A 25,381-nucleotide genomic window follows, 5' to 3' on the forward strand; every position below is an offset into this window, starting at 1 on the left:
GGGGCGTCTAGCACTGGGGCGCTTGTGCGTCACCCCGTATGCGGACGGATCAGAGCAGGCCGAACCAGCGAAGCGCGTTGAGGATCAGCCCAAGCGTGATCAGCGGACCGAAGACCCGAAAGGTGTGACGGGTGCATCGCTCGGGAAAAAAGGTGTCATAGGGACCGTCCGGCCGGGCGCCGTAGCGGACGGCGACGGCGGTCAGGGGACACTTCAGGCCGCAGCCGACGAAGATCACGACCTCAATGGCCACCAGGGCGAGGGCGACGTGAAGCCAGGCGCCGCTTTGGCCCGAGATCCCCGCATAGAGGACGGCGAAACAGGCCACGGACATGACCACATAGATGGCCGTATGCAGACCGCGCACGATCCGCAGGCGGCCGGCGTCGGTCACGTCGGATCGCCGCTCGCGCCCGCCGGGCTCAGCTTCCAGCGGATCCGGCTCTCGCTGTCGGTGCGGGCCGAGCCGCGCACGACGATCTGCAGCGAGCGGCGGGTCAGGCCGGCGTCGATATGGACGCTGGGCTCGATGGCCACGTCGGGGCCGTCGGTGCGGAACCACCAGCCCCGGCCCGAGGCGCCGCGCAACAGGATCGAGCGACGGTCCCGCGCCAGCGAGGCCTGGACCCCCGGCTCCAGATGGAAGCGGATGGCGTAGGGGGCCGCGATCTGGCGGATCATCTCCTTGCGGCCCGGCGTCGGGAACAGTTTTTCCTCGGCGCGCAGTTCGTCCATCCGCTGGTCCAGATAGAGGCGGCGCTGGTGGTTCAGGCCGAAGGCCTCGTTCCAGCCGTCATGCTCCATGTCCAGCCAGACGGCGCCGTCGCCGTCGCGCTGATCGGTGGTGACATGGATCGGCGGCCCGACCAGTCGCGGGCCCAGCAGTTCGCCCTTCCAGCCGCCCAGGGGTTCGTTCAGCGACCGCTCGCCCAGGGTCAGGGTCGAATGGCCGGGCGTCAGCCGCAGGGCCTGACGGTCCGTCGCACGCGGGGTCCAGCCGGAGCCGGTGACCAGCCGGTCCTTGCCGCAGGCGATCTCCAGCGCCATCGGCTGGGCGCAGGCGGACGCCCCCCAGGCGCCCCCGGCCGGCGCGGCGGCGTCGGCGATGATGGCCAGCAGGGGGCTAGCGATCCGCGTCAGGCCGGCGACGGTTCCGGTCGGCGGATGAGCGGGATCGCCCTTGGTCGTAGCGGTCTCGTCATGGGCGCGAGCGGCGGCGACGCGGGCGACGGTGGACGGTCCCCCGCCCTGGAAACTGGCCAGGCGACCGTCGGGCAGGGTTAGCAGCCGCAGACCCTCGGTCAGGCGGGCGATGGCGCCCGACACGGCGTCCGGCGTCGGCTCCGAAAGCTGGGCCAGGGCGTCGTCGAGGGTGAGCAGGTCGAGCAGCAGCTCCAGCCCGGCCTCGGGACTGCGTGACGCATGGCCGCCGTCGTCCAGGACCGTGGTCTTCAAGGCGCTCGTCAGGCCGCCCAGCGCACGCCGCCGCAAAGCCTGACCCGGCGCCCCGGCCAGGACGCAGCCGCCGATCGCCGCCGCCGTCAGCCGTTCGGCGCGGGTCGCCAGACCGCCGGGCGGACGCAGCAACTGGCGGGTCTGGCGCGCCAGGCTGTCGGCCAGTTTCAGCCGTTCGGCCTCGGTCGCCACTGCGCCCATCTTGCGGGCGGCGCAGGCCAGGTTGATCACCCGGCGCGGCAGAATTTCGGGGCCCCAGGCGAAGGGCGACCAACGCGCAAAGGCATCCGCCCAGGCGAGCGTCAGACGCAAGGCCTCGCGCGCGCCCCGCTCTCCCTGGGCCATCAAGGCCGGCAGCCAGTTGAAGGCATGGAGTTCCACGGCGAAGGGTCGTGACGGGCTGGGGCGGTTCCACGGATCCGCCGGCGCCTCGGCCTCCATCGAGGCGCCGGCCAGAACGAAACGACCGACCAGCAGATTCTTGCCCGGCGCGGGATCGTGGGGCCGGAAATCGCGGGGCGTGGCCGCGAAGGCCGTGACCTTGCCCCCGCCCATGATCGGGCTCAGCGTCAGGCTGTAGCCCGGCAGGCCGTACAGTTCGATCCACAGTTGACGAGTGACCAGACGTCCGGCGATGGCCGGCCACAGGCCCGGTCCCGTCACCGTCTCGCCCGAACGCACCGGAGTCCGCACCGGCGCGCCGGCCAGACCGGGGATCTGACCCGAGGCCACGTCGGGCGTGGCTTCGGCGCCGCGCGGGGCGAAGGGACCGATGGGGCTCACGCGACGGCCGGGGCGGCCTTCAGGGCGGCGATATTGGTCGCATAATCGCCCTTGAACACGAAGGAGCCGGCGACCAGGGCGTCGGCCCCGGCGGCGACGCAGGCGGCCGCATTGGCCGAGGTCACGCCGCCGTCCACCTGCAGATGGGCCGCCGATCCGGCGCGGTCCAGAATGGCGCGGGCGCCGGCGATCTTGCGCAGCGAACTGTCGATGAATTTCTGTCCGCCGAAGCCGGGATTGACCGACATGATCAGCACCAGGTCCACCAGATCGACCACTTCGTCCAGGATCGACAGGGGGGTGGCCGGATTGAACACCACCCCGGCCTTGGCCCCCAGCTGGCGGATGCGGCCCAGGGTGCGGTGCAGGTGCGGCCCGCTTTCGGGGTGGACGGTCAGCAGGTCGGCGCCCGCGTCGCGATAGGCCTCCAGCCATGGATCGACCGGCGCGACCATCAGGTGCACGTCGAACGGCAGGCTGGTGTGCGGCCGGATCGCCTTCACGATGTCCGGACCCAGGGTGATGTTCGGCACGAAATGGCCGTCCATCACATCGACATGGATCCAGTCGGCGCCCGCGGCTTCCAGCGCACGGACTTCTTCACCCAGCCGCGCGAAATCGCTGGCGAGGATGGACGGGCAGATCAGGGGGGTAACGGCCATGGCCCCTCGGATAGGACGGCTTGCGGGCGGGAGCAAGCCGCTCCCGCTCAGGAAACCCGTTCCAGCCTGGCGACGAAGAAGCCGTCGAGGCCGCCGTGTTCGGCCCACATGGAGGGCAGGATGCGCAGCCAGCCTTCGGGCGTCAGGGCCTCGGGCGGGGCGCCCAGGGCGGCGGGATCGGCCGCGACGGTGCGGAAGCCGGGGTTGCGGCGCAAGAAGGCGATGATCTGGGTCTCGCCCTCCTCGCGCTCCAGCGAACAGGTGCAATAGACCATCCGGCCACCCGGCTTGACCCGTTCGGCGGCGACGTCGAGCAGCCGGTGCTGGACGTCGGCCAGTTTGGCGACCTCGGCCGGCTTGGTGGCGCGCAGGACTTCCGGATTGCGGCGGAAGGTGCCGGTCGCCGTGCAGGGGGCGTCCAGCAGTACGGCGTCGAAGCTGCGGTCGTCCTCCCAGTCCTCGGCCGGGACGGCGATCACCTCGGCGGTCAGGCCGGTGCGTTCTAGGTTCTGGCTCAGGCGTTTCAGGCGTGGGGCCGAACGGTCCAGGGCCACGACCGCTGCGCCGGCGGCGGCCAATTGCAGGGTCTTGCCGCCGGGGGCGGCGCACATGTCCAGCGCGGTCTCGCCGGAATTCACGTCCAGCAGGCGCACCGGCACAGCGGCGGCAGCGTCCTGGACCCACCAGTCGCCGTCGTCGAAGCCGGGCCAGGTCGCCACGTCGCCGCGACGGCCGGTGCGCACGGTTCCACCCTCAAGCGCCTCGCCCTCGACGGCGGCGGCCACGGCGGCCGGATCGACCCCGGGCTTCAGGCTCAGATCCGTCGCCGGCTCCTCGCGGGCGGCCAGGGCCAGACCGGCCAGGGCCGCCTCGCCATAGGTCGCCTTCCAGCGGGCGGCGATCCAGTCGGGCAGATTGCTCTCGGCCGTCGTCAGGCCGGGGCCTTCGCGGCCCACGCCGCGCAGGACGGCGTTGACCAGGTTCTTGTACGGCCGGGTCTTGGGATCGCGCTCGGCCAGTTTCACGGCCGTGGAGACGGCGGCGAAGGCGGGCGTCTCCAGCACCAGGGTCTGGGCCAGGGCGATGCGCATCAGGGTGCGGACGGCCTCGGGCGGCGACTTCTGCAGGCGGCGGTTCAGGATCTGGTCGATCTCGCCCAGGCGACGCAGCGCGGCCATGGCCACGGCGCGGGCGAAGGCGCGATCCACCGGCTCAAGGGCGCGGGCGGCGGGCTGGGACAGGGCCTCGTCCAGGCCGTTACGCTTCTCCAGCGCCGCGTTCAGCAGGAGGCCGGCGACCACCCGGGCCTCGACGCCGATGTCGTCCTGCGACGGGGCTTGCGTGACCTCGAGCGCAGCGGGGCGCGGGCGGCCCTTGGTGGCCATGCGGCGACCGCGCGCCTGTGAGCTGTGACCGCCCCCCCGTCCTTCAGAACCGCGTCCTTCGGAACTCATACGGCCACCTGCGCGCCCAGCTCGACCACGCGGCCGGGCGGGATATGGAAGAAGTCGGTCGGGTTGGCGGCGTTGCGCATCAGGAAAATGAACAGCCGGTCCTGCCACAGGGGCATGCCCTGGCGCGCCGACGGGATCAGCGAGCGGCGGCCCAGGAAGAAGCTGGTCGACATGATGTCGAACTTCAGCCCCTGTTTGCGGCACAGGCCCAGGGCCCGGGGCACGTTCGGCGTCTCCATGAAGCCATAGGTGATGGTAAGCTTCTTGAAGTCGTCGTTGATCGGCTCCATCCGCACCCGGTCGGCCTCCTTGACGCGCGGCCGCTCGGAGGTGCGCACGGTCAGGATGACGTTCTTCTCGTGCAACACCTTGTTATGCTTGAGATTGTGCATCAGGGCGACCGGGGCGACGTCGGGATCGCTGGTCAGGAAGATGGCCGTGCCGGGCGCGCGGTGCGGCGGCCGGGCCTGAAGCATCTCGATCAGGTCGTTCAGCGGCAGGCTGTCCTTGCGGGTCTTGGTCGTCAGGATCTGGGTGCCGCGCACCCAGGTCCACATGATCAGCACCAGACAGGCCCCCAGCACCAGCGGCATCCAGGCGCCGTCCGGAATCTTCAGCAGGTTGGAGGTCAGGAAGACGCTGTCGATGAAGGCGAACGGAATGAGCGTTCCGGCCACCGCCCACATCGGCCATTTCCAGCCCTTGGTGATGACCGAATAGCTCATAAGCGTATTGACCAGCATGGTCCCCGTCACCGCCACCCCATAGGCCGCAGTCAGGTTGTGCGAGCTCTGGAACACGACCAGCAGCACCAGCACCCCAACCATCAGGAAGGTGTTGACGGCCGGCACGAAGATCTGGCCGGCCTGGGTCTCGGAGGTGTTGCGAATGTCGATCCGGGGCAGGAGGCCCAGCTGGACCGCCTGTTGCGTGACCGAGAAGGCGCCGGTGATCACGGCCTGGGAGGCGATGACGGTGGCGGCTGTGGCCAGGATCAGCATGGGCCAGTAGGCGAACTGGGGCACCATATTCCAGAACGGGTTCTCGGCCGCGCCCGGATTGTCGAGGATCAGGGCGCCCTGGCCCAGATAGTTCAAGGTCAGGCAGGGCAGGACGAAGGCCAGCCAGCCCATGCGGATCGGCGCCTTTCCGAAATGGCCCATGTCCGCATAAAGAGCCTCGGCCCCGGTCACGGCCAGGAAGACGCTGCCCAGAATGATGAAGCCCAGGAAGCCGTCATTGATCAGCAGCATGACGCCATAGTGGGGCGACAGGGCGCGCAGCACGCTGATGTCGTCGAAGATGTGGTAGAGGCCCAACGCCCCCAGGCACAGGAACCAGACGGCGGTGATCGGGCCGAAATATTTGGCCAGGCTGGCCGTGCCGCGCGACTGAACCATGAACAGGGCGATCAGGATGCCGGCCGAGATCGGCACGATGAAGGGGTCCAGACGTCCAGCAAGACCCGGCGCGTCCTGCAGACCCTCGACGGCCGACAGAACCGAGATTGCGGGCGTGATGATGCCGTCGCCATAGAAGAGGGCGGCGCCGCAGACGCCCAGGATGAAGATCCAGGCGCTGCGCCGACCGACGGCGAACTGGGCCAGGGCCATCAGCGACAGGGTGCCGCCCTCCCCCTTGTTGTCGGCGCGCATCAGGAAGAAGACGTATTTGAACGTCACCACCACCATCAGGGCCCAGAAGGCCAGGGACACGACGCCGATCACGGCCAGGTCGCCGCCGACGCCCGACTGGGCGTGGGCGATGGCTTCACGCAGGGCGTAAAGCGGGCTGGTGCCGATGTCGCCGAACACCACGCCGATCGCGCCCAGGGTCAGGGCCCAGAAGCCGCCGTGCTTGGCGATCTGGCCCCCTGGAGCGTGGGACTCGGGTCCCGTGGCGTGGGTGGGTTTGTCCGGCGTGTTCGACGCGGCGGGGAGAGCGCCCGCGTCGTGGGGAGTATCCCCGGCCATGCGTATCCTCCGGGTCTCCGACGACAGGTCGAGCCCTTCAAAGCGGCGAGCCTTTAGGCCCATTCCGCGCCCGCTTCAATCGTGGGCGCGGGGATTCGGTTTCCCCTTGCACCACAAGGATTTGTGATTCGGTCCAGGAGCGCCTATTTTCCTTACAGGAACACAACCATGTCAGACAGCCAGCGCTTCCCCGTCGCCGCCCACGCCCTAGCCTATATGGCCCACAAGGGGGCGTTTTCGCCTGCCCAGGCGGCGCCCAGCGCCTTGCTGGCGGCGTCCGTCCCGACCAATCCTGTCGTGGTGCGGCGCGTGACGGCGCTGCTGGCCAAGGCTGGACTGATCGCCACCCGTCCCGGCGCCACCGGCGGGTCCTGGCTGCTGCGCCAGCCCGAGGACATCCGGCTGGACGAGGTGCTGAAGGCTGTGAACGGCTGCGCCCACATCGGTTCGCCGCCGGCGGGGGCCAAGGGCTGCCCGATCAGCGAACATATCCCGCGCCAGGTCGCCAAGGCCCTGACCGCCGCCGACGAGGCCGCAACCGAAGCCCTGTCCAAGATCACCATCGCCGACCTGCTGGCCGAGAACCCCCTCTCCCTGGCCGCCTATACGCCCCACGCCTCCTGCCCCGTCGCGGCGTGAGCATGGGACCTGGGCGACGCCGGATCGACGCATGAAGCGGACGGTGCTGATCACGGGCGCCTCCGCCGGCATCGGCGCGGCTCTGGCCCGCACCTACGCCGCCGAGGGCTGGGACCTGATCCTGACCGCCCGGCGAGAAGGACCGCTCGTGACCCTGGCCGAGGCCCTGTCCGCCGCCCATGGCGTCGTCGCGACCGTCCTTCCCGAAGACCTGTCGGACCCAGCGGCGCCCGAACGTCTGATCGCGGCGGTCACGGCGCGCGGCCTGACGGTCGACGGCCTGGTCAATAATGCAGGCTTCAGCCGCGTGACCGGTTTTCTCGACACCGACCTGGCCGCCCACCGCGCCATGATCCAGGTCATGCTGACGGCGCCGGTCGAGCTGTCGCGCCTGCTGCTGCCGGGCATGGTCGAGCGCGGCTTCGGCCGGGTGCTGAACGTCGCCTCCCTGGCGGGCCAGATGCCGGCGACCGGCGGCGACACCCTGTACGGCCCGATCAAAAGCTTCCTGATCAAGGCGTCACAGGGCCTGTATCTGGAGACCTTGGGAACCGGGGTCCATGTCGCGGTGCTGAACCCCGGCTACACCTTGACCGAGTTTCACGACGTCAACGGCTCGCGCGACCAGGTGTCCAGCGCCTATCCGGCCTGGATGTGGATGGACGCCGACCGTGTCGCCCGCATCGGCTACGACGCCTGCGAGGCGAACCGGCCCAGCGTGACCCCCGGCGTCATGAACAATCTGATGGCCGGCCTGGCCCGCTTCCTGCCCGACGGTCTGGCGCTGCGCATGGTGGCGAACCACGCCAAGCGGCTGGACCGGCTTTAACCGTCAGATGTGGATCGCGTGTCCCAGGGAGCGCAGAGACGCCTCGTGGAAGGCCTCGCCCAAGGTCGGGTGGACGTGGATGGTTCCCGCCACATCCTCCAGCACCGCCCCCATCTCCAGCATCTGGGCGAAGCTGTTGCTGAGTTCCGACACATGCTGGCCGACCGCCTGGACGCCCAGGATGCGGTGGTCCGACTTGGAGGCGATGACCCGCACGAAGCCGCCGTCCTCGCCCGCCTCGATGGCCAGGGCCCGGCCGATGGCGGCGAAGGGGAAGACCGACTGGATCACGTCGTCGCGGCCTGCGACATCATTCGGACCCAGACCCGCCGAAACGATCTCCGGCTCGGTGAAACAGACGGCGGCGATGGCGACTGGGTCGAACACCCGGTCGTGGCCCGCGATGATCTCCGCGACCACCTCGCCCTGGGCCGAGCCCTTGTGGGCCAGCATGGGTTCGCCGGTCAGGTCGCCGACGGCCCAGACGTTCTTCATTGAGGTGGCGCAGCGGTTGTCGATCTTCACGAACGGCCCGGCCATGGCCACGCCCATATTCTCCAGACCCCAACCTTGAGTGCGCGGCCGACGCCCCACGGTGACCAGCACCTTGTCGGCGTCCAGTTGCAGCGGTTCGCCGTCCCTGGTCGTGATCGACAGCTTGCCTTCCCCGAACCCGCCGGCGCGCGCGCCCAGGTGCAGTTCGACGCCGTGGTTCTCCAGCCATTTCGCGACCGGGTCGGTCAGGGCCTTGTCGTAGAGCGGCAGGATCCGCTCGGCCATTTCGACGATGGCCACCTCGGCGCCCAGCTTCCTGAAGGCGATGCCCAGCTCCAGACCGATATAGCCGCCGCCGACGACGACCAGTTTCTTTGGGACCTCCGAGAGGCTCAGCGCCTCGGTCGAGGAGATGACGTCGCCGCCGAACGGCAGGAAGGGCAGTTCGACCGGCTCCGATCCCGTGGCGAGGATGACGTGTTCGGCGGTGATGCGGATGTCGCCGTCTTCGGTCTTCACCACGCAGGTCTTGGCGTCCTCGAAGTTCGCCCAGCCCTTGATCACCCTGACCTTGGCCTTCTTCAGCAGGGCCGCGACCCCGGCGTTCAGCTTACGGACGATGCCGTCCTTCCACTCGACCGTCTGTTTCAGGTCGATGGCAGGCGCCGCCGCCGTGATGCCCAGCGTCCCGCCGCCGGCCGCCTTGGCCACGGTCTCGAACTTGCCCGCCGCATGGATGATGGCCTTGGACGGAATACAGCCGACGTTCAGGCAGGTCCCGCCCAGCCCGTCGCCGCCGTCCACCAGCACGGTGTCCAGCCCAAGCTGGCCGCAACGAATACCGGCGACATAGCCGCCGGTGCCCGCGCCGATGATCAGGACTTTGGTTTTCAGGTTCTGGGTCATCAACGCTCGCAGAGTGGAAGAGGATGGGCCATCGCACGATCGTAGTCAGCGACTTCATCGCGATCAGGATTCCGACTGCCCAAATAGGTTCGACGATCGACTTGGAAAGTGTCGATTTGACCCGGGTTAAAAAGGTTCGCACATATGTGTCGCCCGGCAAAATCCGTCTTCGAAGCTGTGCACCCAACCCGCACGATAACAGGACGTGTAATCGGGGCTCCCCGGAGAACTCGGATTGGGCGAATAGTGGCAACGACCTCGTAATAGATGTCACCAAAGGGAGTCCACCAAACTGGCTGTTCTCGTCTAATCGTCTGGCGTTCTACCCGACCTGTAAAGACGCTCACTTGGCTCATATCCAAGTCCGTGCAACGCAACGGTTCATCGCCAGCGACTAGCGACGTGATGGCGAACAGTGCAGCGACGGCCGACATCCTTCACCCCATCCACAGCGTCGCCGGCTGCTCCAGCAACCCCTTAATCCGCTGTACGAAGACAGCCGCATCATGCCCGTCGACGATCCGGTGATCGAAGCTGGACGACAAGTTCATCATCTTGCGCACCACCATCTGGCCGTCACGGACCACGACCCGCTCAGCGATCTTGTTGGGGCCGACTATGGCGACCTCGGGGTGGTTGATGATCGGGGTGTGGACCACGCCGCCCAGGGTTCCCAGCGAGGTGATGGTGATGGTCGAGCCTGACAGCTCCTCGCGCTTGGCCGAACCATCCTTGGCCGCGCCCGAAACTCGGGCGATCTCCAGAGCCGTGTCCCAGGCGTCGCGCGCCTCGGCGTGGCGGACCACCGGCACCATCAGCCCGTTCGGCGTCTGGGCGGCGATGCCCAAATGGACCGGGGCGTGCTGGGTAAGAACGCCCGCCTCGTCGTCATAATGGGCGTTGATCTGCGGCTGGTCGCGCAGGGCCACCACGATGGCGCGGGCGATGAAGGGCAGCAGGTTCAGCTTGGGCTGATCCTTCGCCTTGGTCGCGTTCAGATGGGCCCGCAGTTCCTCCAACGCCGTGACGTCGATCTCCTCCACATAGGTGATGTGGGGAATGCGGCGCACGCTCTCGGCCATCTTCTCCGCGATCTTGCGGCGCAGGCCGATGATGCGGACCTCGGTGGTTCCTTCAGCGCGAGCGAAGGTCGAGCCGGCCGCCGGTACGGTCGCCGGCTGGGCGCCGCCGCGCGCGATGAAGCCGTCCAGGTCTTCGTGGGTGATCCGTCCGGCCAGGCCGGAGCCGGGCACGAAGGACAGGTCCACACCCAGGTCCCGCGCGCGGTTGCGCACGGCGGGCGATGCGGACGGGCGTTCGCCCGGCGCGCGGCCGGTCAGGGCGGGGGCGACAGACTTGCCCCCCTCCCCCGCTGCGCGGGTGCTCCCCCCGGGAGGGGGAGATTTTGGTGCGGGCGTCAGCGCTGATCCTCCCCCCTTGGGGGAGGTGTCGCCGGAGGCGACGGAGAGGGCCTGAACGGGTCTCTTGGCGACATTGCCGGCGCCCGCCACATCGAACGCCACCAGCGGCCCTCCGACCGGAACCTGCTGCCCAGCCTCGCCATACAGGGCGACGACGACACCGGCGACCGGCGAGGTGATCTCCACCGTCGCCTTGTCGGTCATGATGTCGGCGATGATCTGGTCTTCCTCGACCGCATCCCCGACCTTGACGTGCCAGCCGACCAGCTCGGCCTCGGCCGTGCCTTCGCCGACGTCGGGCAGTTTGAAGACATAGTTGCCGGCGGGGGACGGTGCGACCGCTTCAGCCTTGGGCTTTTCGGCTTTCGGCGCTTCGACCGGCGCCGGATCCGGCTTGGCGACCACCGGTGCGGATGCGGGTGCGTCCTCCGCATTCCCGCCACCCTCGACCTCGAACTCCACCAGGGGTCCCCGCACCGGCACCATGGCGCCGGGCTCGCCGTGCAGGGCGACGACCTTGCCGGACACCGGGGCGGTGATCTCGACGGTGGCCTTGTCGGTCATGACGTCGGCGACGATCTGGTCCTCGGCGACCGTGTCGCCGACCTTGACGTGCCAGCCGACCAGCTCGGCCTCGGCGGTGCCTTCGCCCACGTCGGGCAGTTTGAAGACGAAACGACCCATCTTATCGACCTCCCGTCATGACGCTCTTCAAGGCGTCTGCGACCCGTTGCGGCCCAGGGAAATATTCCCATTCGAAAGCATGGGGGTAGGGCGTGTCCCAGCCGGTGACGCGCGTGATGGGCGCCTCCAGATGATAGAAGCAGCGCTCCTGAACCAGGGCCGACAGTTCGCCGCCAAAGCCTGAGGTCCTGGGCGCCTCGTGCACAATGACACAGCGGCCGGTCTTCTTCACGCTGGCCTCGATGGTCTCGATGTCCAGCGGCACGAGGGAGCGCAGATCGATGATTTCGGCGTCCACGCCGGCGTGTTCGGCGCCCGCCAGCGCCACCCAGACCATGGTGCCATAGGCCAGGATGGTGACGTCGTTCCCCTCGCGCATGACGCGCGCCTTGCCGATGGGCTCGACATATTTGCCCGTCGGGACCTGGGCCAATCCTTGCGCCTTCCACGGCGAGACCGGCTTCTCGTGCCAGCCGTCGAACGGACCGTTGTACAGGCGTTTCGGCTCGAAGAAGACGACCGGGTCGTCATCCTCGATGGCGGCGATCAACAGGCCCTTGGCGTCATAGGGGTTGGACGGAATGACGACCTTCAGCCCGGCGATATGGGTGAACAGGCTTTCCGGCGACTGGCTGTGGGTCTGGCCGCCGAAGATGCCGCCGCCGTAGGGCGAACGCACCACGATGGGGCTGGTGAACTGGCCGCCCGAGCGATAGCGCATCTTGGCCGCCTCGGAGACGATCTGGTCGTAGGCCGGATAGATGTAGTCGGCGAACTGGATCTCGACGACCGGGCGCAGGCCATAGGCGCCCATGCCGATGGCGGCGGCGACGATGCCGCACTCGCTGATCGGGGCGTCGAAACTGCGGGTCAGGCCGTGCTTCTGCTGCAGCTTGTCGGTGACGCGGAAGACCCCGCCGAAATAGCCCGCGTCCTCGCCGAACGACAGGACGTTGGAATCCTCGCTCATCTTGACGTCGATGGCCGAGTTCAGGGCCTGGATCATGTTCATGGGGACCACACCCGTGCCCATGGCTTCCGACGCAGGGGCGGCGTTCTGGTCGACCATATCCGGCTCGACGCCGTCGTTGCGATCGGCGTCGGTGAAGGTGGTTTGCTCGCTCATGGTCAGACCCCCACCTCGCGGCGCTGTTCGATCAGCCGCCAGTCTTCGGTCGCATAGACCTCTTCGAACATCGTCTTCACGCTGGGGCGCGACTGGCCCAGGGTGCCGATGGCTTCGGATTCCTTGCCGGCGGCGCGGACCTGTTCGACCGCCTCGCGCAGGGCCGTGGCGTGGCGCTCGTCGTCCCACTCGCCGATCACGGTCAGGTGCTGACGCAGACGGTCCAGCGGATCGCCCAGCGGCCATTTCTCATGCTCGTCGCCGGGGCGATAGCGGCTGGGATCGTCGGAGGTCGAGTGCGGGGCGCCGCGATAGGTGAACAGTTCGATGACCGTCGCGCCCTGGTTCGACCGGGCGCGCTCCTCGGCCCACTGGGTCGCCGCCCAGACCGCCAGGAAGTCGTTGCCGTCCACCCGCAGGGCCGGCAGGCCATAGCCGATGGCCTTGGAGGCGAAGGTGGTCTCCAGTCCGCCGGCGATCCCCTGGAAGGAGCTGATGGCCCACTGGTTGTTGACGATGTTCAGAATGACGGGCGCACGATAGACGCTGGCGAAGGTCAGGGCGTTGTGGAAGTCGCCTTCGGCCGTGGCGCCGTCGCCGATCCAGCTGATGGCGATCTTGTCGTCGCCCTTGTAGGCGCTGGCCATGGCCCAACCGACCGCCTGGGGCACCTGGGTGCCCAGATTGCCGCTGATGGTGAAGAAGCCATAGTCCTTGGCGGAATACATGATCGGCAGCTGGCGGCCTTTGATCGGGTCCGCCGCGTTCGAATAGATCTGGTTCATCATCTCGACCAGCGGATAGCCGCGCGCGATCAGCAGCCCTTGCTGGCGATAGGTCGGGAAGCCCATGTCCTCGCGGCTCAGCAGCATGCCTTGGGCGACCGCGATGGCCTCTTCGCCGGTGCACTTCATATAGAAGCTTGTCTTGCCCTGGCGGTGGGCGCGGTGCATCCGGTCGTCGAAGGCGCGGGTCAGGATCATGGCCTTCAGGCCGCGACGCAGGGTCTCCGGGTCCAGACGCGGGTTCCACGGACCGACGGCCTGGCCTTCGTCGTCCAGCACCCGGATCAACCGGAACGCAAGGTCGCGCATCTCGTAAGGCGTCGTCCCCACCTCGGGCCGCTCGACGGCGCCGGGGACGTCCATCAACAGATGACTGAAGTCCGGCGCATCGCCCGGCCGCCCCGAGGGCTCGGGCACGCGAAGCGACAGCGGCCGGCTGTTCTTTTGGCTCATTTTGTCGTTCATGCGGGCGTCCATATCCGTTCGGGGGTCCGTCCGAGTTTCCTCTGGACGTTTGATAACACGGCGCCTAAGCAGGCGCTCGCTCAATTTGACCTTGCGAAATCCCGATTTAGGGTATTTTATTTCGCCATAATAACAATCGGAGAAACGCATTGGCGGACGAACTCGATCCCATCGACGCTCGGATCCTGGATATCCTGCAACAAGACGCCGGTCTGTCGGTCGCGGAAGTCGCGGATCGCGTCGGCCTGTCGGCCTCGCCCTGCTGGCGCCGGATCAAGCGGCTGGAGGATTCCGGCCTGATCACCAAGCGGGTCACCCTGCTGAACGCCAAGTTGCTGGGCCTGGACTTCGAGGTCTACGCCATCGTCAAACTGATGCTGCCGTCGGCCGAGAATCTCGACATCTTCGAAGCGGCCGTCGCCAAATGGCCGGAAGTGGTCCAGTGCGCCACCATCACCGGCCGCGAGGATTATGTGCTGCGCATCATCACCTCGGACATGCACGCCTTCGACAAATTCCTGCGCGAGAAGCTGCTGGCCCTGGGCATCGTCTCCGACTGCGAGAGCCATATCGTCACGCGCGGCGTGAAGAATGTGACCGCCCTGCCTCTTGGCATAGTGACCCCTCACGTCGGATAAGACCGTTCGGCGGGCCTTTCCACTGAGGGCCTTGGTCCGCCGAGGGGATGCCGAACATGATCGAACTGGTGATCGACGCGCGCCGCAAGGACCTGGGCGGGTTCGAGGTCGGCCGCGTCCTGCCCTTCCATTCGCGCCGGATGGTCGGGCCCTTCATCTTCCTGGACCAGATGGGGCCGGCCGAGTTCGCGCCGGGCTCGGACGCCATCGATGTGCGCCCGCATCCGCACATCGGTCTGTCGACCCTCACCTATCTGTTCGAGGGCGAGATCATGCACCATGACAACCTCGGCTATAATCAGGTCATTCGTCCCGGCGAGGTGAACTGGATGACGGCCGGCAAGGGCATCGTCCATTCCGAGCGCACCGATCCGCTGAAGCGCAGCCGCGGCGGGCCGATGCACGGGATGCAGGCCTGGGTCGCCTTGCCCGACGAGGCCGAGGAGATCGATCCGTCCTTCCACCACCTGGATGAGGACGCTCAGCCCGCCTACGAGAACGGCGGCCTGTTCGCGCGTCTGGTGGCGGGCGAGGCCTATGGCGCCAAGGCCGGCGTGCCGGTGTCATCGCCCCTGTTCTATGTGCACTGGGAGCTTCAGCCCGGCGTCCGCACAGCGCCCCCTCCGGGCAAGGGCGCCGGAGGAATGAGTGAACGCGCCCTGTTCGTGGCCAAGGGCTCCATCGAGGTCGGCGACCGCACCTTCCACGAAGGCCAGATGATCGTGCTGGAGCCGACGGCCGAGCCGACCATCAAGGCCCTGGTCCAGTCCAGTGTCATGGTCCTGGGCGGCGAGCCGGTGGGCGAGCGCCTGATCTGGTGGAATTTCGTCGCCTCCAGCCAGGCCCGCATCGATCAGGCCAAGGCGGACTGGAAGGCGGGCCGGATGGCCTTGCCCAGCGAGGACGATCTGGAGTTCATCCCCCTGCCGGACGAACCCGCCAAGGCCCTGGCCGCGCCGGCGCCGGTGGCGCCTTCGCCCACCGACCCCGTTTGATTTCTCCCTCCCCTTCATGGGGAGGGATGATCGCGCAGCGATCCGGGTGGGGCCGTAAGGGCGCGAGCGATGTCCTGACTACCCCACCCCGGCTACGCTGCGCTTCGCCGCCCCTCCCCATGAAGGGGAGGGAGAATGAACGGGAGGGAGAAAAGCCCGCGATTTGCCCCCGCCCTCGCAACCCGCTAACGCCTCCGCCATGAACTTCGATTTCGACGCCCAGGTCACCGCCGCCCTGTTCGACAGCGCCGGCGCCGTCTTCGCCCTTGGCGACGGCTCTGTCCGGTTCGAGAATGGAGCGACGGTCCAGGCTCATGACGGCGCCGTCCTGTGCGCCGCCGTGCACCCGTCCGGCGACGGGATCGTCACCGGCGGCGACGACGGCGAGGTGGTCTGGAGCCGCCGCGGCGCCGAACCCGTGGTCCTGGCCACGGCCAAGAACCAGTGGATCGACTCCATCGACGCCTCGGCCGCCTCCGGCCTGGTCGCCTTCTCCTGGGGCCGCACCCTGTCGGTGATCGATCCCAAGGACGCCGGCTTCCGCCGCGACTTCCAGCACGAACGCACCGTTTCCGGCGTCGCCTTCGATCCCAAGGGCCGGCGTATCGCCGCCTCGACCTACGGCGGCGCGGCCCTCTGGTACGCCCGGATCGAGAAGCAGCAGCCGATCAAACTGGCCTGGGCCGGGTCCCACACCGCCGTGGCATTCTCGCCCGACGGCGCCTTCGTGGTCACCACCATGCAGGACAGCCAGCTGCACGGCTGGCGGCTGAAAGACGCCAAGAACCTGCGCATGGGCGGCTATCCGTCCAAGGTTCGGTCCCTGGCCTTCCTCGCCGGCGGCCAGCTGCTGGCCACCTCGGGCGCCCAGGGCGCGGTGCTATGGCCCTTCATCGGCTCGAACGGGCCGATGGGGCGCGAGGCGACCGAGATCGGCTATGACGACACCACGCTGGTCAATCTGGTCTCGGCCCGGACCGAGCACGGCCTGCTGGCCGCCGGCCTGACCGACGGTCGCGTCTGGGTCGCCCATCCGGCCGCCCATGGCCTGAACTTCGTCAAGGCCGAGAAGGGGCCCTCCATCATCGCCCTGTCCCTCAGCCCGGCCGCCGACAAGGTCGCCTGGGCCGACGAGGACGGCGCCGCAGGGGTCCTGATCCTCTAATGGCGCGCGGGCGGAAAAAGGGTTGGTTCCGTGCGGCCCTGGTCGCCCTGGCGGTCCTGACCCTGCTGCCGATCGGCGGGGTGCTGATCGTCGCCGTCCTGCCGCCCGCCCCGACCATATTGATGCTGCGCCAGGCCGTGCGCGGCGAGGGTCTGGATTATCAATGGCGCGGGCTGAACGACATCTCGCCCAACCTGGTCAACGCCGCCATCGCCGCCGAGGACGCCCGGTTCTGCAGCCACCACGGCTTCGACATGGAGGCGATCCAGAAGGCGCTGGATCACAACGCCGAGGGCGGCCGCATCCGCGGCGGCTCGACCATCAGCCAGCAGACCGCCAAGAACGTTTTCCTCTGGCCGGGTCGCGACTGGATCCGCAAGGGGCTCGAGGCCGGCTACACCGTCCTGATCGAAACCGTCTGGTCCAAACGCCGGATCATGGAGGTCTATCTGAACGTGGTCGAATGGGCGCCCGGCGTCTATGGCGCCCAGGCCGCCGCCCAGCACTGGTTCGGCAAGGACGCCGCCGACCTGACCCCGCGCGAGGCCGCGCGCCTCGCCGCCATCCTGCCCGCCCCGCGCCGCTACAAGGCGGCGTCGCCGGGTCCCTATGTCCGCAGGCGCGCCTCGCGCATCCAGGCGGCTATGGGCACGGTCCGCAACGACGGACTGAACGCCTGCGTTATTCGTTGAACGGCGTCGCTTGACGGCGGATCGGGGCTGACCTCTCCTGCGCCCGCTGTTCAGGAGATCCTATCATGAAGCGTCAGATGATGACCGCCGTCGCGGTCTGCGCCCTCGCCTTCACCGCCGGCTGCGCCGCCACCACGACCCCGGACGAGCCGCTGCCGCTTCAGGCCGACGGCGGCGAACAGACCTTCACCCCCGCCCCTGTCACCGCCACCGGCTTGCGCGCCGACTATCCGGCGACCGTCGAGGGCGCGACCCAGTTCGTCGCCGACGCCGAGGCCAAGATGCTGACCTTCGGCGAATACGCCGCCCGGGTGCAATGGGCCCGCGCCACCAACATCACCTTCGACACCATGTGGCTGGAATCCAAGGTCAACGCCGAGGCGACCGAGCTTCAGGTCCAGTTCGCCAACCAGGCGGCCAAGTTCAATGATGTTGCGGTGGACCCCGTCGTCCGCCGCAAGCTGAACCTGCTGCGGCTCGGCATCGTCCTGCCCGCCCCCAACCGGCCCGGCGCGGCCGAGGAGCTGTCGCAGATCACCACCCGGCTGGACTCGACCTATTCGACCGGCAAGTTCGACTTCAAGGGCCGGCCGATCACCCTGGATGAGGCCTCGCTGATCCTGGCCGACAGCCGCGACCCGAACGAGACCAAGGCCCTGTACGAAGGCTGGCGCACCATCTCGCCGGTCATGCGCGACGACTATGCCCGCATGGTCGAGATCGCCAACGAGGGGGCCCGTGATCTTGGCTTTTCCGACACCGGGGCCCTGTGGCGGTCCGGTTACGACATGCCCGCCGACGACTTCGCCAAGGAGACCGACCGGCTGTGGGCCCAGGTGAAACCCTTCTACGAGAACCTGCACTGCTATGTCCGCGCCCGGCTGAACGCCAAATACGGCGACGCCGTCCAGCCCGACCACGGCCCGATCCGCGCCGACCTGCTGGGCAATATGTGGTCGCAGCAGTGGGGAAACATCTATGATGTCGTGGCCCCCACCAGCGGCGGCGCCTCCAGCTATGACCTGACCGAACTGCTGAAGACCGCCGACTACGACCCCTTGAAAATGGTCAGGACGGGCGAGGGCTTCTACGTCTCCCTAGGCCTTGATCCCCTGCCCCAGACCTTCTGGGAACGCAGCCAGATTGTGCGCCCGCGCGATCGCGAAGTCGTCTGCCACGCCTCGGCCTGGGACCTCGACAACGCCGACGACATCCGCATCAAGATGTGCACCAACGTCAACGGCGAGGACTTCTACACCGTCCACCACGAGCTGGGTCACAACTACTACCAGCGCGCCTACAAGAACCAGCCGATGCTGTTCCGCAACGGAGCGAACGACGGCTTCCACGAGGCCATCGGCGACTTCGTCGGCCTGTCAGCTCTGACCCCCACCTATCTGAACCAGATCGGCCTGCTGAAGACCACGCCGGGCGCCGAGGAGGACATTCCCTTCCTGCTGAAGATGGCCTTGGACAAGATCGCCTTCCTGCCCTTCGGCCTGATGGTCGACCGCTGGCGCTGGGACGTCTTCTCGGGCGCCACGACGCCGGACCAGTACAACGCCGCCTGGACCGCCGACATGCTGAAGTATCAGGGCCTGGCTCCGCCGGGGCCGCGTCCGACCAACGCCTTCGACCCCGGCGCGAAATATCACGTGCCGGGCAACACCCCCTACACCCGCTACTTCCTGGCCCACATCTACCAGTTCCAGTTCCAGCGCGCAGCCTGCAAACAGGCGGGCTGGACCGGGCCGTTGCACCGTTGCTCGGTCTACGGAAACGAGGCGGTCGGAGCCCGTTTCAACGCCATGCTGGAGATGGGCCAGTCCAAGCCCTGGCCCGAGGCCATGCAGGCCTTCACCGGCGAGACCACCAACGACGCCTCGGCCGTCGCTGACTATTTCGCGCCTCTGAACCGATGGTTGACCGTCCAGAATCGTGGCCACGACTGCGGCTGGTCAGAGGCTTGAGCCTTATGCGTCGTTAACCCTGACGCTTCAGCCTTCCCTTAACCGCATGACGGCATTCTGTCGTCATGCGGGCGGGGTGCGCCCGGCAGGGAAGCGACGAACTTGGCCTCTCAATCGATCCATCGGGCGGTCGGCCGCCTTCGCAAGCTCGTCTCGCGCCTGCGCGACGACCGGCGCGGCAATGTGGCGATGATCTTCGGCCTCAGCCTGCCGGTCATCGTCATGCTGGCGCTCGGCGGCGTTGATCTTCACAGGATCACGACCGCGAGGTCGCAGTTTCAGGATGCGCTGGACGCCGCGACCCTGGCCGCCGCGCGCTCCTCCGAAACGACGTCCGAGGGTCTGAAGAGCGTCGCCCTGGCGACCCTGCACGGCAACCTTCAGGGCACGGAGGTGGAGAAGGTCAATGACGCTGACGTCAGCGTGTCCATGAACGCCAACAACGTCGTGATCGCCACGGCCCAGGGTCAGGTGAAGACCCTGGTCGCCAACATCGTCCTGCCGCCCTATGGCCAGCTCCTGGACGACACCCTGCCGATTTCAGCCCACTCCGAAGTCAACCGCTCGTCGAAAGACGTCGAAGTCGCCTTGGTGCTCGATATTACGGGCTCGATGGCCAACAACAATCGGATCGGCGACCTGAAGAACGCCGCGCGCCAGCTGATCAACCTCGTTGTTCAGCCCGCGAACAAGCAGACTCCCTATTACTCGAAGATGGCCATCGTTCCCTATTCGGTCGGCGTGAATATGGGATCATATGCCGTCGGCGCGCGAGGTCCGCTCGCTCAGCCCACCAACATAACCGGCGCGGCGTGGGCGACCGCCGCAGGCAAGACCATCAGTGGGGCGACCCGCGCATCGCCCGGCGTCATCACCGCAAACAGCCATGGCTTGGCGACAGACGATTACGTCTGGATCAGCAATGTCAGCGGGATGACCAATCTGAATGACAGGGTGTTTCGCGTCACCCGCGTTGACGCGAACAAGGTGACGCTGCGCTACAATAACGGAACGGGCTGGTATCCGCTCAATACGACCAACTACGGCACATACCAAAGAGGCGGGCAGATTCGGCGATGCGCTAGGTCGGATTGCTACATAACCATCACCTCTCAGAACCACGGAATATCAGTTGGAGAGGGCCTTGAGCTCAAAGGTATAAAGGGGACGACGGCGTTAAACGACAAGCTTTATGAAGCCTATGAAGTGACGCAAAACTCCTTCACCATTCCCGTTGGGGGCGCCCAGTACGCGGACTATGTCAGCAATGGGACTGTACAGTGCGGTCGCGATGGTTGCGCGAAGCGCATTTTTAGGGACGATTATTATAAGTCTCTTACGGCTTTCGACGCGAGCAATTGCGTCAGCGAGCGCATCGGGACAGGCGCCTATGATGATCGGGCGCCGGGCGTCGGGGCATATGTTGGTCGGAACTATCCGGCAATGGCGCGATCAACGCCCAGATCTGCCGGCAATCCGTGCCCAGGACCGGTCATACAGCCGCTCACCGCTGAGATATCCACCCTTACAACCTTGGTGGAGAGCCTGAATGTGACTGGCTCGACGGCCGGACAGATCGGACTAGCCTGGGGCTGGTACGCCGTCTCGAGCAATTTCAACAAACTCTGGCCGTCCAACAGCGCCGCCGCTTACGACAATACGAAAGTGCTCAAGGCTGTAATCCTGATGACGGACGGGGAGTTCAACACCCCCTATTGCCAGGGCGTCATCGCGCGCGACGCTGGGGGCGGATCGGGCAACGCCTATGACAAGATCAACTGCGACGCCACAAACGGCGACCCATTCGACCAGGCTGCAGAACTGTGCTCCGCCATAAAGGCCCAGGACGTGATCGTCTATACTGTCGGTTTTTCGATCGAATCAGGAACGGACGCGGCGCGAATTCTGAAGGAATGCGCCTCCGACGAGGATCGAGCCTATTTGCCTCAATCGGGCGCGGATCTTTCTGCCGATTTCCAGGCGATCGGCCGCGAAATCACGCGACTTCGGATATCACGTTAATGACGGTCCACAGGATGAAACGACACCGTCAAAGCAACCGGATCTCGCGCAGTCGCTCGGCCAGATAGTCTTCGGCGGTGATTGCTTTACCCGCGTAGCGGTCTGGATTGTCCGGCGTTATCGCGCTCGGCAGGGTTTCGATCAGGAAATCCGGATTGAAGTGCAGGAAGAAGGGCGTCGAATAGCGGGCGAAGCCACGCCGCTCCGGCGCAGGATTCACCACCCGGTGCGTCGTCGACGGCAGGACGTGATTGGTCAGCCGTTGCAGCATGTCGCCGATATTGATCACCAGGGCCCCCGGCGGCGGCGCGATGTCCAGCCAGCTGCCGTCCTTCTCCTTCAGCTGCAGCCCCGCCTCCTCGGCGCCCAGCAGCAGGGTGATGACATTGATGTCCTCATGGGCGCCGGCGCGCACCCCCGGCGCATCCGCCGGCACGGGCGGATAGTGCAGCAGGCGGAGCACGCTGTTGCCCATCTCGACCTTGTCCTCGAAATAGGCGTCGCCGAGGTCCAGATAACGGGCGATAGCCTTCAGGATCTTGCGCCCCAAGGCGTCAAGCTCCTCGTACAGGCCATAGACATTAGCCTTGAATCCGGGCGTCTCCACCGGCCAGACATTATCGCGCATGAAACGACGATAGGGGTGGCCCTCCGGCAGCTCGCGTCCGACATGCCAGAACTCCTTCAGATCGACGGACGCGGCCCCTTTGGCCGCTTCCACGCCGAACGGAGTCAGGCCGCGTGCGCCGCCTGTTCCCGGTTGGTGATACTGGCGCTTCATCGCCTCGGGCAGGGCGAAGAAGGTTTTGGCGTCAGCAAGAGCTGCGGCGATCCGGGCGTCATCCAGCGCATGGTCAGCCACCACCGCAAACCCATACTCCACGAACGAGGCGCCCAGAGCGTCGCTGAACCCCCGGAAATCAGCGTCATATCGCTTCATCGACACGGGCGTGATGGCGCGCGCGGTGACGGCAGGGGCGGTGTCGTTGGGGCTCGAACTCACGGGGGCGTCGTCCTCGGTCAAAAGCAATGTGCGGCGGTTCCCTTACGCCTATTCCGCAGCCGTGTCAGTTCGTGGCGGTTCCTCCCTCTGCCCATGGAGCGCAAAACGCGCTCGTTCACTTGAGGTACAGCTTGGAACCTTGACAGTAGGCGCGCGTTTTACGCCACACAGAAATTCGGAAGGATTATTCCATGCGCGCCAAGATCATTGTCGCCAGCGTTTCCATTGCGGCCCTGCTGGGAACCGCCGCCTGCACCACGACCGACCCCTACAGCTCGACGCCGACCCGCAACAATACCGGCACCGGCGCCATCGCCGGTGCATTGGGCGGAGCTCTGCTGGGCTATCTGACAAACACTTCAAACGGCGAACAAGGCCGCAAGAATGCTCTCATCGGAGCCGGTGTCGGCGCCCTGGGCGGCGCAGCCGTGGGCCAGTACATGGACCGCCAGCAGCGCGCCATGGAGGCTGAACTTTCAGGCAGCGGCGTCGGCGTCGCACGCCAGGGCGACAACCTGGTCCTGCGCATGCCGTCGGATGTGACCTTCGCCACCAACCAATCCTCGATCGATCCGCACTTCCTGCCGGTGCTAGACGACGTGGCGCGGGTGCTTCAGGAATATGACCGCTCAACCATCGATGTGATCGGCCACACCGACTCGACCGGCGGGGACGCCATTAACCAGCCCCTGTCCGAGCGCCGCGCCGCCAGCGTGGCTTCGGAACTGGTTCGTCGTGGCGTGATCGCCGAGCGTCTCTACGTCGCAGGCAACAGCTCCCGCAATCCAGTGGCCTCCAACGCCACGCCGGAGGGCAAGGCCCAGAACCGTCGCGTCGAGATCCTGATCCGGCCGTTCACGGGCTGATCGGGTTCGATAGTGATGAGATTGGAGGGACGGCGCCGCAAGGCGCCGTCCCTTTTTAATAGATGGACACTGTTCCGTGACTTGCGCCGGCACACGCCTCATGTTTGAGCGGAGGCGTTGGGATGGAGATTTGAGTGACGCCGGAAGGTCGTGAGTTCGTACAAACGCTCAAGCTTGCGGTTGTCGCCGTGGTGTGCGCCGTTCTGACCGCGACAGTGGTGATCGGCGCCGGCGAAGCCTTGTTGCGCCGATCCCAAACGCCCGAATCCGCACCATCATTGCTGATTTCAGCGGCCAACTGAACCAAGATCTAAAGCCCACATCCCCCGCTGGCGAAGCGGGTTTTCAGGCAAAGAAAAACGCCGTTTCCAGTCGGAAACGGCGTTCAGTCTTTCAACGCTTCTTGTCTGTCTTCGGTCGGCCCGGAAATCCAGGCCGACCGTCGGGACAGGCTTAGAAGTTGATGTTGATCGTCGCGCGACGGTTGAGCGGCTCACGCACGCCGTCAGCGGTCGGCTTGGCCAGGGCGGTTTCGCCCTTGCCGTCCAGGGCGATGACGCCGCCGTTGACGCCTTGGGCGACCAGGGCGTCCGCGACGGTGCGCGAACGACGGTTCGACAGGCCGAGGTTATAGGCGGCCGAGCCCGAGGTGTCGGTGTAGCCGACGATCAGGACGCGCGTCGCGGCGCCGGACTTGGCGTAGGTCGCGGCTTGCGTCACGACCGAGCGGGCTTCCGCCGTCAGGTCCGAGCGATCCCAGTCGAAATAGACCACGAACTCACGCGCGGCCGGCTTGACCGGAGCCGGCGGCGGCGGCGGGGGGGGCGGAGGAGGCGGGGGCGGCGGCGGGGGCGGAGGAGGCGGGGGCGGTGCAGCTTCTTCAGCGCCGAAGCTGTAACGCAGACCCAGGGTTACGGTGTGCGACTGATCGTAGTCGCCGTCCCACTCGCCGAACGAAGTCCCGCCGACCGTCGTCGAGGCGAACGAGGCGTCGCCCGTCAGATAGCGGTAGGTCAGGTCGATATTGGTGCGGTCGCCCACAGCCCAGGCCAGACCGGCGATCGCTTGAGCGGCGAACTCAGTCGAGTCGTCATCGGCGGTGAAGGTGGCGCCGCGGCTGGCGCGCAGGTTGCCGATCGTGTCGGTGGTGACGCGGTTCACGCCGGCGCCGAGGCCGACGAAGGGACGGATGCCCCAGGCTTCATAGCCGAAGTCATAGATGACATTGGCCATCAGGGTGGCGGACTCGATGTCGCCTTCCGGAGAGAAGCAGCCGCCGGTCGCCGGGGTCAGGTTGCACAGGCCCTGGGTGCCGGAGACGGCGCGCACGGTGCCGATGTCGCCCGAGCGGTAGCCGCCCTCGAGTTCAACGCGCCAGTTGGGATTGAAGCGATAGCCGAGACGGGCGAAAGCCGCCCAGCCGTTGTTCACTTCATAGTTCCAGTTGGCGCCCGTCGTCGACGATTCAGCGTTGATGTCGTCGATCATGTGGTAGCCGGCGTCGATCGCGCCGTACCAGCCGTTCGGTTCTGCCGAAGCCGCGCCAGCTGACAGGGCCAGGGCGGCCGCTGCGCTGGAGGCCAGCACGATAGTCTTCATACGCATGGGGATTAGCCCTCCGCCTGTTTATATTCGGGCGGGTCTACCGCCTTCGCGGGTCTTACCAGCGTTGCCGTGGAAGGTCGAGGCGAAAACGAGGCGAACAAGCGCGCTGAATTGATCACCGTGCTATTGATGCTACAGGTAAAATTGTCTCTGAGCCTTTGCTTGGACGCCCTTCGGACCCGGTGAGGACACAACGTTGGGGCGTTGATATGGAGCCCTAGACGAGAATCTAGCCGACCATCACCTGCATCGCCAACCATTCCGCGATCAGGGCGGGCTTGTCCTCACCTTCAATCTCGACCGTGATTTCATGCTTCAACAACCAGCGCCCTGCACCCCTGTCTTCGGCCGACAGCAGCCGGAACCACCCCCGAATCCTCGACCCCGCCCGTACCGGAGCCAGGAATCTGAGCCGGTCAAATCCGTAGTTGATTCCCATCACCGCACCCTCAAGCGGCGCAACGGCGTCATAGCTCATCGCCGACGCCAGGCTGAGGGTCAGGAAGCCGTGGGCGATGGTGCCGCCGAACGGCGTCGCCTGGGCGGCCTCGGGATCCACATGGATGAACTGCCGATCCTCGGTGCAATCGGCGAAAGCGTCGATCCTGGCCTGGCTGACCTCGAACCACCTCGAGACCCCCACCTGCTGGCCGACCCGGCTCTGGAGCTCGCTCGTCGTCATCACTGTCATCGCCGTGAGGTTCCTTCCCGACTTTCCTGTTTGAGCGACGGTGGCCGAGACGGCGCC

22 protein-coding genes are annotated in these 25,381 nt (G+C 66.8%); 10 read left to right on the forward strand and 12 right to left on the reverse strand.

What is annotated here, in order from left to right:
• Positions 1-49: 49 nt before the first annotated feature.
• From GGR11_RS10890 to GGR11_RS10910, 5 genes are all read right to left on the reverse strand, one after another.
• Entirely contained in the window at positions 50-394 is a 345-nt protein-coding gene (locus GGR11_RS10890) for a hypothetical protein (protein WP_183196924.1), read from the reverse strand.
• On the reverse strand, positions 391-2,238 hold the full coding sequence (locus tag GGR11_RS10895) for a heparinase II/III domain-containing protein (RefSeq protein ID WP_183196927.1): 1,848 nt from the start codon (positions 2,236-2,238) through the stop codon (positions 391-393). The genes GGR11_RS10890 and GGR11_RS10895 overlap by 4 nt, the downstream gene beginning before the upstream one ends.
• Positions 2,235-2,900 carry a ribulose-phosphate 3-epimerase gene (gene rpe / locus GGR11_RS10900; protein WP_183196929.1) on the reverse strand — a complete coding sequence of 222 codons (666 nt, stop codon included), beginning with the start codon at positions 2,898-2,900 and terminating at the stop codon, positions 2,235-2,237. Before rpe ends, GGR11_RS10895 begins: the two co-directional genes overlap by 4 nt.
• Before the next feature lie 47 nt (positions 2,901-2,947).
• Complete coding sequence (locus GGR11_RS10905) at positions 2,948-4,285, reverse strand: RsmB/NOP family class I SAM-dependent RNA methyltransferase (protein ID WP_221205248.1); 1,338 nt, start codon at positions 4,283-4,285, stop codon at positions 2,948-2,950.
• A 65-nt stretch (positions 4,286-4,350) separates the two neighbouring features.
• Entirely contained in the window at positions 4,351-6,327 is a 1,977-nt protein-coding gene (locus GGR11_RS10910) for a potassium transporter Kup (RefSeq protein ID WP_183196933.1), read from the reverse strand.
• A gap of 168 nt (positions 6,328-6,495) precedes the next feature.
• Between GGR11_RS10910 and GGR11_RS10915 the strand changes: the two genes are divergently transcribed.
• Positions 6,496-6,966: an Rrf2 family transcriptional regulator gene (locus GGR11_RS10915; RefSeq protein ID WP_183196934.1), complete on the forward strand. Its 471-nt coding sequence runs from the start codon at positions 6,496-6,498 to the stop codon at positions 6,964-6,966.
• Between the two features lie 31 nt (positions 6,967-6,997).
• A complete protein-coding gene (locus GGR11_RS10920) occupies positions 6,998-7,795 on the forward strand; it encodes an SDR family NAD(P)-dependent oxidoreductase (RefSeq protein ID WP_183196936.1) in 798 nt (265 codons plus the stop codon).
• 3 nt (positions 7,796-7,798) lie between these two features.
• On the opposite strand, the gene lpdA is transcribed toward GGR11_RS10920, so the two are convergent.
• The 4 genes from lpdA to GGR11_RS10940 all read right to left on the reverse strand — a co-directional run bounded on the left by lpdA (position 7,799) and on the right by GGR11_RS10940 (position 13,665).
• The gene (lpdA, locus tag GGR11_RS10925; protein ID WP_183196938.1) at positions 7,799-9,196 is read right to left on the reverse strand and encodes a dihydrolipoyl dehydrogenase; all 1,398 of its coding nucleotides are present in this window, start codon (positions 9,194-9,196) and stop codon (positions 7,799-7,801) included.
• A gap of 437 nt (positions 9,197-9,633) precedes the next feature.
• A complete protein-coding gene (locus GGR11_RS10930; RefSeq protein ID WP_183196940.1) occupies positions 9,634-11,301 on the reverse strand; it encodes a 2-oxo acid dehydrogenase subunit E2 in 1,668 nt (555 codons plus the stop codon).
• Between the two features lies 1 nt (position 11,302).
• Positions 11,303-12,427: an alpha-ketoacid dehydrogenase subunit beta gene (locus GGR11_RS10935; RefSeq protein WP_183196942.1), complete on the reverse strand. Its 1,125-nt coding sequence runs from the start codon at positions 12,425-12,427 to the stop codon at positions 11,303-11,305.
• Between the two features lie 2 nt (positions 12,428-12,429).
• Positions 12,430-13,665 carry a thiamine pyrophosphate-dependent enzyme gene (locus tag GGR11_RS10940; RefSeq protein ID WP_246331772.1) on the reverse strand — a complete coding sequence of 412 codons (1,236 nt, stop codon included), beginning with the start codon at positions 13,663-13,665 and terminating at the stop codon, positions 12,430-12,432.
• Between the two features lie 161 nt (positions 13,666-13,826).
• Here GGR11_RS10940 and GGR11_RS10945 point away from each other — a divergent pair, with 161 nt between their 5' ends.
• From GGR11_RS10945 to GGR11_RS10970, 6 genes are all read left to right on the forward strand, one after another.
• Positions 13,827-14,315 (forward strand): Lrp/AsnC family transcriptional regulator, encoded by a 489-nt coding sequence (locus GGR11_RS10945; protein WP_054764449.1) that lies wholly within the window; start codon positions 13,827-13,829, stop codon positions 14,313-14,315.
• A gap of 56 nt (positions 14,316-14,371) precedes the next feature.
• Positions 14,372-15,310, forward strand: coding sequence for a pirin family protein (locus GGR11_RS10950; protein ID WP_183196946.1), 939 nt, complete (start codon positions 14,372-14,374; stop codon positions 15,308-15,310).
• 199 nt (positions 15,311-15,509) lie between these two features.
• Positions 15,510-16,475 carry a WD40 repeat domain-containing protein gene (locus GGR11_RS10955; RefSeq protein WP_183196949.1) on the forward strand — a complete coding sequence of 322 codons (966 nt, stop codon included), beginning with the start codon at positions 15,510-15,512 and terminating at the stop codon, positions 16,473-16,475.
• Entirely contained in the window at positions 16,475-17,167 is a 693-nt protein-coding gene (mtgA, locus tag GGR11_RS10960; protein WP_183196951.1) for a monofunctional biosynthetic peptidoglycan transglycosylase, read from the forward strand. Before GGR11_RS10955 ends, mtgA begins: the two co-directional genes overlap by 1 nt.
• Positions 17,168-17,232: 65 nt before the next feature.
• Positions 17,233-19,137 carry a M2 family metallopeptidase gene (locus GGR11_RS10965; RefSeq protein WP_183196954.1) on the forward strand — a complete coding sequence of 635 codons (1,905 nt, stop codon included), beginning with the start codon at positions 17,233-17,235 and terminating at the stop codon, positions 19,135-19,137.
• A gap of 102 nt (positions 19,138-19,239) precedes the next feature.
• Complete coding sequence (locus GGR11_RS10970) at positions 19,240-21,159, forward strand: TadE/TadG family type IV pilus assembly protein (protein ID WP_183196956.1); 1,920 nt, start codon at positions 19,240-19,242, stop codon at positions 21,157-21,159.
• A 28-nt stretch (positions 21,160-21,187) separates the two neighbouring features.
• Here the strand turns inward: GGR11_RS10970 and GGR11_RS10975 are convergent, their stop codons facing one another.
• Entirely contained in the window at positions 21,188-22,099 is a 912-nt protein-coding gene (locus GGR11_RS10975) for an isopenicillin N synthase family dioxygenase (RefSeq protein WP_183197827.1), read from the reverse strand.
• A 254-nt stretch (positions 22,100-22,353) separates the two neighbouring features.
• Between GGR11_RS10975 and GGR11_RS10980 the strand changes: the two genes are divergently transcribed.
• Positions 22,354-23,028: a YiaD family glycine zipper/OmpA-like lipoprotein gene (locus GGR11_RS10980; RefSeq protein WP_183196957.1), complete on the forward strand. Its 675-nt coding sequence runs from the start codon at positions 22,354-22,356 to the stop codon at positions 23,026-23,028.
• Between the two features lie 134 nt (positions 23,029-23,162).
• Complete coding sequence (locus GGR11_RS10985; protein WP_183196958.1) at positions 23,163-23,330, forward strand: hypothetical protein; 168 nt, start codon at positions 23,163-23,165, stop codon at positions 23,328-23,330.
• 151 nt (positions 23,331-23,481) lie between these two features.
• Here GGR11_RS10985 and GGR11_RS10990 read toward each other — a convergent pair whose 3' ends face one another.
• Together GGR11_RS10990 and GGR11_RS10995 are read right to left on the reverse strand one after the other, a co-directional pair.
• On the reverse strand, positions 23,482-24,627 hold the full coding sequence (locus tag GGR11_RS10990) for an outer membrane beta-barrel protein (protein ID WP_183197829.1): 1,146 nt from the start codon (positions 24,625-24,627) through the stop codon (positions 23,482-23,484).
• Positions 24,628-24,862: 235 nt separating this feature from the next.
• The gene (locus GGR11_RS10995) at positions 24,863-25,324 is read right to left on the reverse strand and encodes a MaoC family dehydratase (protein ID WP_183196959.1); all 462 of its coding nucleotides are present in this window, start codon (positions 25,322-25,324) and stop codon (positions 24,863-24,865) included.
• Positions 25,325-25,381 lie beyond the last annotated feature (57 nt).

Source organism: Brevundimonas mediterranea, assembly GCF_014196125.1.
Lineage (GTDB): Bacteria > Pseudomonadota > Alphaproteobacteria > Caulobacterales > Caulobacteraceae > Brevundimonas > Brevundimonas mediterranea.